This window comes from Streptomyces sp. NPDC041068 (assembly GCF_040647455.1).
In the GTDB taxonomy this organism is placed as follows: Bacteria; Actinomycetota; Actinomycetes; order Streptomycetales; family Streptomycetaceae; genus Streptomyces.
Map to the genome: position 1 here is coordinate 12,861 of NZ_JBEZCG010000028.1, position 13,302 is coordinate 26,162.

The 13,302-nt window shown below is 71.4% G+C and carries 10 protein-coding genes; 6 read left to right on the forward strand and 4 right to left on the reverse strand.

Features of this window, described 5'->3' with window-relative positions; translation table 11 throughout:
* Positions 1-164: 164 nt before the first annotated feature.
* The 3 genes from AB0B50_RS41225 to AB0B50_RS41235 form a co-directional block, all read right to left on the reverse strand.
* Positions 165-2,654: a glycoside hydrolase family 3 C-terminal domain-containing protein gene (locus AB0B50_RS41225; protein WP_362342091.1), complete on the reverse strand. Its 2,490-nt coding sequence runs from the start codon at positions 2,652-2,654 to the stop codon at positions 165-167.
* Between the two features lie 523 nt (positions 2,655-3,177).
* Positions 3,178-4,449, reverse strand: coding sequence for a DUF5933 domain-containing protein (locus tag AB0B50_RS41230; protein WP_362342094.1), 1,272 nt, complete (start codon positions 4,447-4,449; stop codon positions 3,178-3,180).
* 359 nt (positions 4,450-4,808) lie between these two features.
* Positions 4,809-5,261, reverse strand: coding sequence for a DUF4442 domain-containing protein (locus tag AB0B50_RS41235; protein ID WP_362342095.1), 453 nt, complete (start codon positions 5,259-5,261; stop codon positions 4,809-4,811).
* 104 nt (positions 5,262-5,365) lie between these two features.
* On the opposite strand from AB0B50_RS41235, the gene AB0B50_RS41240 reads away from it, so the two are divergent.
* The 4 genes from AB0B50_RS41240 to AB0B50_RS41255 all read left to right on the forward strand — a co-directional run bounded on the left by AB0B50_RS41240 (position 5,366) and on the right by AB0B50_RS41255 (position 10,128).
* Positions 5,366-6,298, forward strand: coding sequence for a hypothetical protein (locus AB0B50_RS41240; RefSeq protein ID WP_362342098.1), 933 nt, complete (start codon positions 5,366-5,368; stop codon positions 6,296-6,298).
* A gap of 80 nt (positions 6,299-6,378) precedes the next feature.
* Positions 6,379-7,428, forward strand: a complete 1,050-nt coding sequence (locus AB0B50_RS41245) for a hypothetical protein (protein WP_362342100.1) — start codon at positions 6,379-6,381, stop codon at positions 7,426-7,428.
* A 112-nt stretch (positions 7,429-7,540) separates the two neighbouring features.
* The gene (locus AB0B50_RS41250) at positions 7,541-8,635 is read left to right on the forward strand and encodes a hypothetical protein (RefSeq protein WP_362342102.1); all 1,095 of its coding nucleotides are present in this window, start codon (positions 7,541-7,543) and stop codon (positions 8,633-8,635) included.
* Between the two features lie 155 nt (positions 8,636-8,790).
* On the forward strand, positions 8,791-10,128 hold the full coding sequence (locus AB0B50_RS41255) for an MFS transporter (protein WP_362342104.1): 1,338 nt from the start codon (positions 8,791-8,793) through the stop codon (positions 10,126-10,128).
* Here AB0B50_RS41255 and AB0B50_RS41260 read toward each other — a convergent pair.
* A complete protein-coding gene (locus AB0B50_RS41260; RefSeq protein WP_362342273.1) occupies positions 10,090-10,914 on the reverse strand; it encodes a fused MFS/spermidine synthase in 825 nt (274 codons plus the stop codon). The two genes, AB0B50_RS41255 and AB0B50_RS41260, sit on opposite strands and share 39 nt — an antisense overlap.
* 524 nt (positions 10,915-11,438) lie before the next feature.
* Here AB0B50_RS41260 and AB0B50_RS41265 point away from each other — a divergent pair.
* Together AB0B50_RS41265 and AB0B50_RS41270 are read left to right on the forward strand one after the other, a co-directional pair.
* Entirely contained in the window at positions 11,439-12,428 is a 990-nt protein-coding gene (locus AB0B50_RS41265; protein WP_362342106.1) for an ACP S-malonyltransferase, read from the forward strand.
* Positions 12,428-13,174, forward strand: a complete 747-nt coding sequence (locus AB0B50_RS41270) for a 3-oxoacyl-ACP reductase family protein (protein WP_362342109.1) — start codon at positions 12,428-12,430, stop codon at positions 13,172-13,174. The genes AB0B50_RS41265 and AB0B50_RS41270 overlap by 1 nt, the downstream gene beginning before the upstream one ends.
* Positions 13,175-13,302: the final 128 nt, after the last annotated feature.

Genomic DNA, 13,302 nt, shown 5'->3' on the forward strand with positions numbered 1-13,302 from the left:
ACTCCCGTCCGCGGCGGCCGCTGCACTGTCGCCCCCCGCTGGCTGCGGGGCGCGCGCGGCCGGGGCGGTCGCCGCCAGGACGGCGGCGACCGACGCGGCGCGGCGTATCCGGCTCCTGCCTCGTCCCGCGCCGGCCCTTCTCCCTCTGCTCGCCCTGCTTCTCCTCATGAACCGGCTCCCTTGATGTCGATGGTCGCGGAGAGGATCACGTCACGTGCGGATGTGCCCACTTGGATGGTTCGACGGCCGGTGCCGAGCACCCAGCCATGGAGTTTCACGTCCCACGCCGACAGGGTCCGCTCGTCGACGCGCACGGTGATGCGCCGCCGCTCCCCCGCCCGCAGCGCGATCCGCCGGTATCCGGCGAGCACCCGCCGCGCCTGCTTCATCCGCAGATCGGGAGAAGGACCGAGGTACACCTGCGCGACGCTCACCCCGTCGCGCACGCCCGTGTTGCGCACGACGAAGCTCACGTCCACACCGGGCCCGGAGACACGACGCACCGTCAGATCCGTGTAGGCGAAGGTGGTGTACGACAATCCGTGCCCGAAGGGGAAGAGCGGCCGCACCCCTTCGGCGTCGTACCAGCGGTAGCCGATGTGGATACCCTCCGAGTACTCCTCGACGCCGTCGACTCCCGGATAGCGTCGCGGGTCCCCTGCCGTCGGATGGCGCTCGTCGTCCACCGGGAAGGACTGGGTGAGCCGTCCTCCCGGGTCGCAGTCCCCGAACAGGACCGCGGCGGTGGCGGCCGCGCCCTCCTGTCCGGGGTAGTACATCTGCAGCACGGCGGCGGTCCGCTCCAGCCACGGCATGGAGGTGGCCGACGAGGTGTTCAGGACCACGGTGGTGCGCGGGTTGGCGGCGGCAACCGCCCTGATCAGCGCCTCCTGGTGGCCGGGCAGCGCGAGGCGGGTGCGGTCCTGGCCCTCGGTGGCGTCCTCGTACGCGAACAGGACGACGCTGTGCGCGCCGCGCGCCGCCCGCACCGCCTCGGCGACGTCCGCCGCGCGCGTGGCGCCGGTGACGCGACGGATCCGGAACGTCTGGCCGTGGTCGCCGCCCTTCGCCTTGATCGTCAGCCGGTGCTCGCCGCTGGTGAGGGCCTCGGTGGCGCGGCGCACGTGCAGCCCGTCGGGCGCGGTGGAGACGAGGCCGCCGGAGAAGAACTCGCCGATGCCGGGCACCGCCGGGAAGAGCTCGCCGCCGTCCAGTTCGACCTTGGGCCGCTCGCCCGAGTAGTGGATGACGAACGTCCACTCGTCGGACTCATCCAGCGTCAGGGTCCCTTCGTACGTCCACTCCTTGCCCGCGGCGACCTGCTGACCCTCCGGGTCGAAGCCGGTACTGAGGGCTTGCTCGGGGATCGCCTTTCCGTAGAGGTCCTCGCCCAGTGCGTACGTCACCCGGGCGCCGCGCCCGGCGCGGGCGGTGATGGCGTCGAGCGGGCTCTCCGCGCGGTCGGGGACGACGTGGGCGCTGCCGCCGCCGCTGACGAACGGGTGGCGGCCGGTGGGCCCGACGACGGCGATGTCGCGGGCGGCGCGGCCGGTGAGCGGCAGGGCCCGCTCCGCGTTGCGCAGCAGGGTGGCGCCCGCCTTGGCGACGTCGAGGGCGACGGCGGCACCGGCCTCGGGGTCGCGCTCCGGGCGCCGCGGCGGCTCGCCTTCGAGCAGCCCGAACCGCTCCATGACGCCGAGGATCCGCCGCACGGAGCGGTCGACGTGCGCCTCGGGAACGCTGCCGTCCTTGACGGCCCGCTTCAGGGCGCCGCCGAAGTAGAGGTCGCCCGGCATCTCCATGTCGAGCCCCGCGGCGAGGGATGCGGCGGTGCTGTGCTGCGCGAACCAGTCGGTCATCACCCAGCCCGAAAAGCCCCAGCGTTCGCGCAGGACGTCGTCGAGCAGCGCCTTGTTCTCGCAGGCGAAGGTGGAGTTGACCTTGTTGTACGCGCCCATCACGGCGCCGGTGCCCGCGGCGACGGCGGCCTCGAAGCCGCGCAGCTCCGTCTCGTGCATCGTCCGCTCGTCGGCCCGCACGTCGATGGACATGCGGTCCTTCTCCTGGTTGTTCAGGGCGAAGTGCTTGACGGTGGCGATGAGGCCCTCGCCCTGGATGCCCTTGATCTCCTCGGCGACCAGGTCGGCGGCGAGCAGCGGGTCCTCGCCGAAGGTCTCGAAGTTGCGGCCCGCGTACGGGGTGCGGATGAGGTTGACCATCGGCGAGAGCAGCACGTCCTGCTCCAGGGCGCGTCCCTCGCGGCCGATGCACGCGCCGTAGCGGCGGGCGAGCGCGGGGTCGAAGGCGGAGGCGAGCAGGACGGGCGCGGGCAGGGCGGTGGCGTGGGCGGTGACGCGGACGCCCGCGGGTCCGTCGGCGAGCCGCAGCGGCGGAATGCCCAGGCGCGGCACTCCGGGGACGTAGCCGGCCTGGCCGAGGTGCTTCGGGTCCGTCGCGCCGTGCAGCAGCGAGATCTTCTCGTCGAGGGTGAGCTTGCCGAGCAGGGACTCGACGCGGGGGCCCGCGCCGGGGCCCTGTCTCGCGCGGGCGGCCGCGTGCGAGGGCGCCGCGAGACCGGCGGTGGCCGCGGCGGCCACGGCGATCGCGCCGCCGAGCAGCCCGAGGGCGGAGCGCCGGGACACGGAGTCGGACATGAGCCGTCACTTCCTTCTGTGCCTTCTGTGCGCGGACACGGCCTTGCGAAGCGAAGCGTGTACACGTGCCAATGGCGGGTCGTCGTTCGGCCTTTGAACGCACTATGCGACAAGACGGACTTGACACACCGTTAGACACCACGAGTGGCGGCGGGAAAACTACGACCAGCGATGACTCGTGTCAATGAGTTGAACAAGACACGCGCGGGCGGCCGACAGCGGCCGACGCCCACGCCCGAGGCGGCCGACGCCCACGCCCGAGGTGTCGGCCGACCGCGCCCGGAGTGACGTAGGCCACGACATCTCGCCGCATCGTCCTGGGTAGGCGGCGCGTGATCGCCCGGGTCCGCCCGGGAGCAACACCAGCACCAAGGAGGTAGCGATGTCCTCGAAGCGACGCCGCAAGAAGAAGGCCCGCCGCAAGAACGGCGCGAACCACGGCAGCCGTCCCCAGTCCTGAGGACGCGCAACGCCTCGGGGGCGGCACCGGACGGTGCCGCCCCCGAGGCGTTCACATGTGCGCTCAGACCAGTTCGGGCGCCGGTTCCGGCTTCGGCACCGGCACGGCCTTCGGCTGCCACATGCGCATGGTCCGCATGTAGCCGTAGATGACCGAGACCATCGCCAGAACGAGCAGCGGTCCGAACAACCACGGAATCCTGGCCATTTCCATCGGAATGAAGCGATAGGAAAGCAGCATCGCGGTGAAGACCGCCGCACCGTACGCGACCAACTGAATTCCCGACCGGTCCCAACCGCGGTCGTACGCACGCAGGGCAGCGTCGATCGTGAGCGTGAAGACCACGCCCGAAATGATGTCCGCGCCGTAGTGGTAACCGAATCCCAGCGTGGCGCCGAGCGTGGTGATCAGCCAGAACACACCGCCGTAGCGCAGCAGGCGCGGACCCTTGCGGGAGTGGATGAAGATCGCGGTCGCCCATGCCGTGTGCAGGCTGGGCATGCAGTTGCGCGGGGTGATCTCGTCGAACGGCATGTGCTGCGGAGTGACGAGCGCGGGCGCCGTGTCCGGCCACAGGTGGGCCACCGCCCAGTGGGTGCCGTCGGCTCCGTAGGCGAAGATCGGCCCGACCACCGGGAAGATCATGTAAATGCCGGGGCCGAGCAGGCCGATCACCAGGAACGTGCGCACCAGGTGGTGGACGGGGAAGGCGCGATCCTTCGCCACGTTGCGCAGCTGGTAGAGCGCGACGGCGACCGCGGCCACCGCGAGCTGGATGTAGACCCAGTCGAGGACGTGCGCGCCGACCGAACCGGTGGCCTCGACGATCTTGCCCGCCACCCACGAGGGGTTGCCCAGCGCGTGGTCGGCGGTCGCCACGTACTGGTCCAGGACCATGGGGCGGGTCTTCGAGGTGATGAGCAGCCAGGCGTCACCGGTCTTGCGGCCGGCCACGAGGAGCAGGCCGAGGCCGACGCCCTTCAGCAGCAGGACGCGCTCGTTGCCGGTGCGGCGCGTGACGGCGATGACCGCGACGCCGATGATCACCCACAGGGCGCCGTTGCCGAACATCATCTTGGCGTCGACGATCCAGCGCACCAAGAAGAAGACGAGGTCGATGCCGACGGCGACGCCGATCGCGATGAACCGCTGCCGCCAGGTGAGCACCACCAGCATCAGGCCCATGCTGGCGTACAACAGCGGGCCCGACTTGGGGGCGAAGATCACCTCGCGCGCCTGGTTGGTGATCGGCCCGGGCATGCCGTAGTGACGGGCGGCGATCTCCAACGCGATGAAGAAGGCGAGGGCCACCACACCGGCCGCGGTCCACAGCATCACCCGTGGCTGACGCCACGCGGCGAACGCAGTTCTGCAGTTTATTCGCGAAAGCACCCGCGACACTATAGATCTCGTTTTCTTGGTCGTTTTGTCCGGTGTTAGTTAACTAAGTCACTCTTTGCGCCGCTCGGCGTAAGTCCGGACATGCTAACGGAGCGCCGCGGGCGGACTTCGCCGGTCACCGGCGACACCCTCGATGGAGTGACCGTACGTGGTTGACCGATCACCCGGTGCAGGGAAAAAGAAAAAGCGCCGCGGCATGACCACGGCGCCTTTTGCATCACCCATACGGGATGCGATGCGAACCAGGAAGCGAAATCCCTCCCGGCGAATTCGCTCAGTTACAGGGAATTCGCTCAGCCATTGGGACGCAGCGTCCACACCACGGTCATTTCGCCGGTCACCGCGCCGTCCGCGCGCTGGATCGCGACGGCGACCGGGAATTCGGGGCGCTTCCCCTCGTCCAGTTCCGCGATGACCTCGGCGGCCGGGCGGCCGAGCGTCGCCGTGGCCGTCACGGGCCCCATGGCGAGCTTCTTGTACGAGATCTCGGCGCTGACGGCGAGCGGGACGGCGCGCGAGAGTTCGGCCCCGAACGCGGCGAGGACGATGGCCCCGCTCGCGGACTCGCCCAGCGTGAACATGGCGCCGGCGTGCGGGCCGCCGACGTGGTTGTGGTAGTCGCTCTGGTCGGGCAGGGCCACCACGGCCCGCTCCGGCGCGGTCTCACGGAACTCGAGGTTCAGCGTCCTGGCCATCGGAACCGTGGCGGCGAGCATCTCGCCGATCGACATCTGGTCTGCGCTCATGGCAGCGATGTTACCCACGGGTAGCGTTCCTTGGCCAGGGCCGCCCTCCGCGGAGATCCGGGACCTTCCGCCGCGAAGATCGCCGTCACCTATCGTTGACGCCCATGTGGCAAGGACAGCAGTCGGGCAACCAGCAGCCCAACCCCTATGCGCAGCAGGCTCCATGGAACGCCCCGACGGTGCCCGGTGCCCCGCAGGGCGCCGTGCCCGAACCTCCGCGTGGCGGAGACGGCGGGGGCGGCAACAGGACCAGGCTGATCGCCGTCGTCGCGGCCGGCGCCGTCGTGGTCGCCGCGGGCGTCACCGGCTTCCTGCTCCTCGGCGGCGACAAGGACGACACCGCGAAGCCCGACCCGGCCAGGTCCTCCGCCTCGCCCGGCCCGACCGCCTCCGACGACGCCAATCCCCGTACCGGGGACGGGATGCCCGAGCCGACCGTGCCCGGCTGGAAGGTCGTCGTGAACCCCAAGCGCGGCATCGCGTTCGATGTGCCCGCCGAGTGGTCCCTGGAGTCGAGGGACTGGGCGGGCGGCGTCGTCGCGGCCGAGGACTCCGAGGACGAGAACGCGGAGTTCCTCGCCGCGTACGCCGCCCCCGCGCACTTCAAGGAGAAGTGGTGCGCGAGCGACGACGACAAGGACGGCGAGAAGGACTACACCTCGCTGGCCTCCGCGGGCACCCGCGGCAACCGGGGCGCCAAGAGCCCCGAGGAGGCCGCCCGCAAGGACGCGACCGGCTGGGTCTACGGCGCGTACACACAGCCCGACAAGAACAAGGTCACCACCGGCCCCGTCGAGCCGTACACCACCAAGTCGGGTCTCAAGGGCAGCCTGGTGAGCGCCAGTTCGAACGGTGTCGCGAAGCGGGACAAGTGCGACTCCGACGGCAAGGCCACGGTCTTCGCCTTCAAGGACTCGGACGGCGAGTTCGCCTCCTGGTCCTTCCACGGCGCCAAGGGCGTCGCGGACGAACTCCCGGACGCCACCGTGCGGAAGATCCTCGCGACGGTGCGCGAGTACGAGGTCCCCGAGAACTGACGGGCCCTGGGGAGCGGCGCGTTCCGCTCCCCAGGGGCGGCTGTGATCTTGTGTGATCACTCCCCGTATCGTGTCCCGCCATGTGGCCAGGACAGCAGCCGCCCGGGGGCGAGCAGAACCCGCAGGACCAGAGTCAGAACCCGTACCAGCAGCCGGGGTACCAGCAGCCGAATCCCTATCAGCAGCCGGGATACCAGGCACCCAACCCCTACCAGCAGCCCGCGGCCGGGCAGCAGGGACAGCCGGGGCAGTGGAGCGCGCCGACCGCCCCCGCGGGCGTGCCGCAGGCCTCGCCCACGGGCGGCGGAAGCGGCAAGGGCGGCGGCAAGGTCAAGATCATCTCGATCGTGACGGCGGCGGCCGTGGTCGTGGCCGCGGGAGTGACCGGCTTCCTGGTGCTCGGCGGCAGCGACGACAAGGACACCAAGGCCGAGTCCCCGGCGCAGCCCGACGCCAAGAAGCCGAGCGCCCCCGCGGACGGCGGCGAGGATGACGGCGACGACAGTGAGCGCGGCACGGACAGCGGCCTGCGGCCGACCGTCAAGGGCTGGAAGGTCGTGGTGAACCCCAAGTGGGGCACCGCCTTCGACGTACCGCCCGAGTGGGAGATCCAGAACCCCGGCTCGGCGATCGCCTTCGAGGACAACAAGACCGGCAAGCCGATGATGACCATGTCGGCGCCCGCGTATCTGAAGTCCAAGTGGTGCACCGCCGACGACAACAAGGACGGCAGGACCGAGGACCACGAGCTCGCGGCCGTGGGGACCAAGGGCGCCAAGGGCGCGAAGAACACCGACGAGGTCGCGGTCAACCAGGTCGGATGGTGGATCTACGCCGCCTACACGCAGCCGGACAAGAAGAGCTTCACCTCCGACGAGAAGGCCGAGCCGTTCACCACGAAGTCCGGCATCAAGGGCAGCATCGCCCGGGCCAGGTCCAAGAACACGCCCATGCAGGGCAAGTGCGCCACGGACGGCAAGGCGATCACCTTCGGCTTCAAGAACTCCGCGGGCGACTACGTGGCCTGGAGCCTCTACGGCGCCACCGGAGTGAAGGACGAGATCCCCGAGGCGACGGTGATGAAGATCCTCAGCACGGTGCGCACCCACGGCGAGCCCACGGAATCCTGATGCTTTCGGCCGCTTTCTCCGTACGTTCCCCACGCCCCCGGCGGTCCGGCACCCCGCCCCACCGGGGGCGCCCGTGGCACCCGGCCCCCCGGCACCTCTATGGTTACTGGCCATGTGGCCAGAACAGCAGCCGCCCGGGGGCGAGCAGAACCCGCAGGACCAGAGTCAGAACCCGTACCAGCAGCCGGGGTACCAGCAGCCGAATCCCTATCAGCAGCCGGGATACCAGCAGCAGCCGCAGCAGGGCGGCTACCAGCAGCCCCCGGCGGGCGGCTATCAGCAGCCGCAGCAGGGCGGCTTCTCACAGCCCGAGCAGTCGCAGTGGGCGGCCCCGACGCCGCCGCCCATGCCGACGCAGCAGCTGTCCGGCGGCGGCCAGAGCGGTGGCGGCGACAACAAGACGAAGATCACCGCCATCGTCGCGTCGCTCGCCGTGGTGGTGGCGGCCGGCGTCACCGGCTTCCTGGTCTTCAGCGGTGGCGACGACAAGAAGGACGACGAGGCGGGCCCGGCCAAGCCCTCGAAGTCCGTGTCGAAGGAGCCGAGCCCGACGGCGAGCGACGACGGGAACGCCCGCGGCGAGGGCGGCGTGGACAAGGCCACGATCCCCGGCTGGCAGGTCGTGGTGAACCCCAAGTGGGGCACCGCCTTCGACGTACCGCCCGACTGGAAGGTCGAGACGCCGGACACCCTCATCGGTTTCGACGACCGCAAGGACGAGGGCGCGAAGTCGATCATCATCATGTCCGCGCCCGCGATCTACAAAGAGAAGTGGTGCTCCGACGACGGCGACAAGGACGGTGAGAAGGAGGACACCTCGCTCGCCGCGGTCGGCACCAAGGGGCAGAACGGCGCCAAGAACACCAAGGACGTCGCGCGCAACGACTCCGCCTGGTGGGTCTACGGCGGCTACACCGAGCAGACGAAGGCCGACAAGAAGAAGATCAAGATCGGCAAGATCGAGGACTACACCACCAAGTCCGGCATCAAGGGCAGCCTCGCGACGTCCACGACGTCCGGCGCCGCCACCTCGGGCAAGTGCGACTCCGAGGGCAAGGCCACCACGTTCGCCTTCAAGAACGAGGGCGGTGAGTACGTGGCCTGGACCCTCTACGGCGCCAAGGGCGTCAAGGAGGAGGTCTCCGACGACACGGTGAAGAAGATCCTGAACACCGTGCGGTGGAGCGAGGCGGCCGACGAGTCCTGAGCGACGGAACGTCCCTCCCGAGGGAAACGTCCCTCCCGAGGGAGGGGCCACATCCGTCCCGGCGACGGCGGCATCCGTTCTGAGCCACGACGGGCCCTGAATCCACTGGGCAAAACGGTTTGGCAAGTGGGGTTCCCGCCGGGGATAGTCCCGGGGTGACGACTCACGCCTCCCCGCCGCGCCGCCGCCCCGCCTGGGCGGGCCGCAACTACACACTGCTGACCGCTGCCGCGATCGTGACGAACCTCGGAAGCCACGGGGCGTTGATCGCGGCGGCGTTCGCGGTTCTGGACGCGGGCGGGGACGGCGGTGACGTCGGTCTGGTGGCCGCCGCGCGCACACTGCCGCTGGTCCTCTTCCTGCTCATCGGCGGCGCCGTCGCCGACCGGCTGCCGCGCCACCACGTCATGGTCGCCGCCAACGCCCTCAACTGCGTCTCCCAGGCGGCGTTCGCCGTGCTCGTCATCGCGGGCGAGCCGCAGCTGTGGCAGATGATGCTGCTCACCGGCCTCGGCGGCGTCGGCCAGGCCTTCTTCGGGCCCGCGGCCGAAGGCATGCTGATGTCGTCGGTCAGCGGCGAACAGGTCAGCCGGGCCTTCGCGATGTACCGGATGGCGATGCAGGGCGCGGGCCTGGGCGGCGCCGCGCTCGGCGGTCTGCTGGTCGCGGCGATCGGGCCCGGCTGGGTGCTCGCCGTGGACGCCGCGGCGTTCGCGGCCGCCGGGGCACTGCGCTCCTTCCTCGACGTCAGCCACATCCCCGAGCGCGCCCCCGGCGGCGGGCTCCTCGCCGATCTGCGGGACGGCTGGCGGGAGTTCACCGGGCGGCCCTGGCTGTGGTCGATCGTGCTGCAGTTCTCGGTGGTGGTCGCGGTGGTGGGCGCCGCCGAGTCGGTGTTCGGGCCGTTGGTGGCGCGCGACGAACTGGGCGGCGCGGGGCCGTTCGGCCTCGCGCTCGGTGCGTTCGGCGCGGGCACGGTCGGCGGCGCGCTCCTGATGATGCGGTGGAAGCCGCGGCGGCTGCTGCTCGCGGGCACCCTCTGTGTCTTCCCGCTGGCCGCCCCCTCGGCCGCGCTCGCGGTGCCGCTGCCGATCGCGGGGCTCGCCGCGGTGATGTTCGTCAGCGGGGTGGCGATCGAGGTGTTCGGCGTCTCCTGGATGACCGCGATGCACCAGGAGATCCCGGAGGAGAAGCTGTCGCGCGTCGCCGCTTACGACTGGTTCGGCTCGATCGCGATGGTGCCCGTGGCGACGGCGCTCGCGGGCCCCGCGGAGTCGGCGTTCGGCCGCACGCCCTCGCTGTGGGGCTGCGCGGTGCTGGTGGTCGTGGTGACCGCTGCCGTCCTGTTCGTCCCCGACGTACGCAACCTGACGCGGCGCACGAAGGAAGCGACGACTACGGGCGGAAGCGACGCCCGGACCGCCTCAGCCGACGCTGGCTCAGCCGGTACCGCCTCAGCCGATGCTGAAGGCCCCGTCGGGCGGCTCGGGTGAGGGCACCGCGTCCTCGTCACGGACGGCCTGCGCGTCCCCGATGAGCCGCCGCAGCGCGTCGCCGTGCTCGACGCGCGCGGGGAAGGCGTCGGACGCCGTGCGCCGGGCCAGTGCCACGACGTCGATCGGCGCGTGCGAGGCGACGAGCACCGCGTTCCCGAACCGGCGGCCCCGCAGCACCGACGGCTCGGCGATCAGCGCGAGCTCCTCGAAGACCTGGGCGAAGGTGGCCAGTTGGGAACGGAGGAAGGCGAACGGCGCACCGTCGGCGAGGTTCGCGGTGTAGTGCCCGCCGGGGCGCAGCACGCGCTCGGCCGTCCTCGCGTACGCGACCGTGGTGAGGTGCGCGGGCACGCGTGAGCCGCCGAAGACGTCGGCGACCAGGATGTCGGCGCTGTCGTCGGGCGCGGAGTCCAGCCAGGCCCGCGCATCGGTCCCGTGCACGGCGATGCCGCTCCCCTCCGCCAACGGCAGCCGCTCGGTGACCAGTCGCAGCAGCCCGCGGTCCGCCTCGACGACGTCCTGCCGGGAGCCGGGGCGGGTGGCGGCGAGATAGCGGGGCAGCGTGAGGGCTCCCCCGCCGAGGTGGACGACGTCGAGCGGGCGCCCCGGCTCGGCCGCGGTGTCCAGGACATGGGCGAGCCGCTGGGCGTACTCGAACTCCAGATGCGTGGGCGCGTCCAGATCCACGTACGACTGAGGGGCCCCGTCCACGGTCAGGAGCCAGGCCCTCGGCCGGTCGACGTCGGGCATCAACTTGGCGGTGCCGTGGTCGACTTCCCGCATCACGGGCACGGCTTCGGCTCCGGCCTCGCTCTCGGCCTCGCTCCCGCCCTGCCCCTCGAACTCATGCTCGTCCACACCCTCCATTGTGCCCGCCCCGCGGAAGAGCCACGGCACGTGCGCCGGAGCGCGGGCTCTTGGAGCGCGGCTGGGCGGTGAGCCGTGATCGGCGCCCCGGGGCCGTGCCGCGCCCCCAGTGTGTGCAGGTGCGAGGCGTGCTACGGCGCACGTCCCGCCGGTCCGGGTGCTCCCGCCCATGCGACGTGCGCCTGACGGAGATCACCGACGGCGGTCATCATTGATCCGCGGCCCTCCTGAGGCTGCGTCTTCTCGCCGACGCCCCGCCCGTCGCCGCTTCCGGACTTCGCCCGTCCCGAGCCCCCGCAGTCGACGTCACGAACAAGTCCGAGCACATCGAGCCGACTCACCTACGCGGACGTCGCCGTCACCTTCGTCACCGTCGTCACCGTCGTCACCACCGCCACCGGTCGTAGGAGACCGTGCGGGCGAAGTGAGGAGCACGACCCATGAACATGGCCCCCTTGGCATCTCCCGCCGTGCTGTTTCCCGGGCAGGGTTCGCAGGGCACCGGCATGGGGATCGCCTGGCGAAACGATCCCGCGTGGGCGGTCGTCGAGGAAGCGGAGAGCATCCTCCAGCACACGCTCGAACCGATACTCCTGGAGACGGCGGCAGCCCCTGCCTCCACCACGGACACGCAGTTGTCGGTGGTGCTGTGCTCGATGATGTCCTGGAAGGTGCTGGCGCCCGCCTTCGGCCGGGAGAAGGGCGCCAGGCCCCTGCTGGCCGGCCATTCGCTGGGGCTGATCTCCGCGCTGCACGCCGCGGGGGTCCTCACGGCCGGGGACACCGCACGGGTCGTGGCGCTGCGGGCCCGTCTCACCGAGGACGCATGCGACGGATCGGGCGGTATGACGGCACTGCTGCTGGGCGTCGACGGAGCCGCGGAAGCATGCGCCGACGTCCCCGGATGCTGGGTCGCCAACGACAACGCGCCCACGCAGACCGTCATTTCGGGGAAACTCACGAGCCTGCGGACCGCGGCGGCGGCCGCCGCCGCGCTGGGGGCGGACGACATCATCCCGCTCGACGTCGCCGGCCCCTTCCACACACCGCTGATGCACCGGGCGTCCGCGGAGTTCCTGGCGGGGTTGCGCGCCATCCCGTTCAACAGGGCGCAGTCGGTGGTCGTCCACAACGGACGGACGCACCTGCCCGGTGCCACCGGCCCCGATACGTGGCGTGAACTCGTCGCGGCCGATCTCACCACTCCGGTCCGGTGGCGTGACACCCAGCACGCGCTCGCCCGGCTCGGGGCCGACGCCGTCGTCGAAGCGGGCTACGGCCGTACGCTCACGGGCCTGGCCAAGCGCACGCTGGGACGCGTGCGACTCCACAACGCGACGTCGCCGGAGGTGTGCCGCTCCCTCGCGGCACTGGTGCGGGCGCCCGACCGCGGCGGCCCGTCACCGTCTCGCGCGACGGGCACCTCCTGATGCCGGGGGACGGCGGGACGACCGCCGAAGTCGCGCTGGTCACCGGCGGATCGCGGGGCATCGGCGCCGCCGTGACGGCCGCACTGGCCGGGCGGGGCCACCGGGTCGCGATCGCCTACTCCCGGGACCGGGCCGCGGCCGCCGAGGCCGCCGCGGAGACCGGCTGTCTCGCGGTGCGCGCCGACGTCACCGATCCGGCGCAGGTCGACGCCCTGTTCCACGAGGTGGGCGAGCACTTCGGCTCGGACGTGCAGATCCTGGTCAACTGCGCGGGGCTGCTGTCCGACGCGCTGGTCGGCGAGATGACCACCGCCCAGTGGCAGACGGCGCTGGACGTGAACCTCACCGGGCCCTTCCTCTGTTCGTCCCGGGCCGCCGCGGGCATGGCCGCCGCGCGGTGGGGCCGGATCGTCACCGTCGGATCGGCCGCGGGTGTGCTCGGCTCGGCCGGACAGACGAACTACGCGGCGGCCAAGGCGGGACTGGTCGGCCTGACCAGGTCACTCGCCCGCGAGCTGGCGCCGCACACCACCTGCAACGTCGTCGCGCCCGGCCCCGTGGACACCGCGATGATCAACCACCTGACCGACAAACGCCGACGTCAACTGGCCGACATGATCCCGTTCAAGAGGTTCGGGACCGTCACCGAAGTGGCCTCCGCCATCGCCTTCCTGTGCTCGCGGGAGGCCGGCTTCATCACGGGCGCCCTGCTGCCCGTCGACGGCGGAATGTCCATGGGCCACTGAGCCCGACCCCGCCCGGCCGCTTTCACCCGAGCACCCCACACCCACACCCACACCCCGCACCCCGCACCCCGCACCACCCTCCCGCACCACCTTCCCTCACCGGACCGTGCCATGCGGCGCGCCCGCGC

Coding starts and splice junctions, on each gene's coding strand:
- AB0B50_RS41270 (WP_362342109.1), top strand. CDS start 12,428: ATGCCGGGGGACGGCGGGACGACCGCCGAAGTCGCGCTGGTCACCGGC.
- AB0B50_RS41250 (WP_362342102.1), top strand. CDS start 7,541: ATGTGGCCAGAACAGCAGCCGCCCGGGGGCGAGCAGAACCCGCAGGAC.
- AB0B50_RS41245 (WP_362342100.1), top strand. CDS start 6,379: ATGTGGCCAGGACAGCAGCCGCCCGGGGGCGAGCAGAACCCGCAGGAC.
- AB0B50_RS41230 (WP_362342094.1), bottom strand. CDS start 4,449: ATGCTGTGGACCGCGGCCGGTGTGGTGGCCCTCGCCTTCTTCATCGCG.
- AB0B50_RS41235 (WP_362342095.1), bottom strand. CDS start 5,261: ATGAGCGCAGACCAGATGTCGATCGGCGAGATGCTCGCCGCCACGGTT.
- AB0B50_RS41260 (WP_362342273.1), bottom strand. CDS start 10,914: ATGCGGGAAGTCGACCACGGCACCGCCAAGTTGATGCCCGACGTCGAC.
- AB0B50_RS41240 (WP_362342098.1), top strand. CDS start 5,366: ATGTGGCAAGGACAGCAGTCGGGCAACCAGCAGCCCAACCCCTATGCG.
- AB0B50_RS41225 (WP_362342091.1), bottom strand. CDS start 2,654: ATGTCCGACTCCGTGTCCCGGCGCTCCGCCCTCGGGCTGCTCGGCGGC.
- AB0B50_RS41265 (WP_362342106.1), top strand. CDS start 11,439: ATGAACATGGCCCCCTTGGCATCTCCCGCCGTGCTGTTTCCCGGGCAG.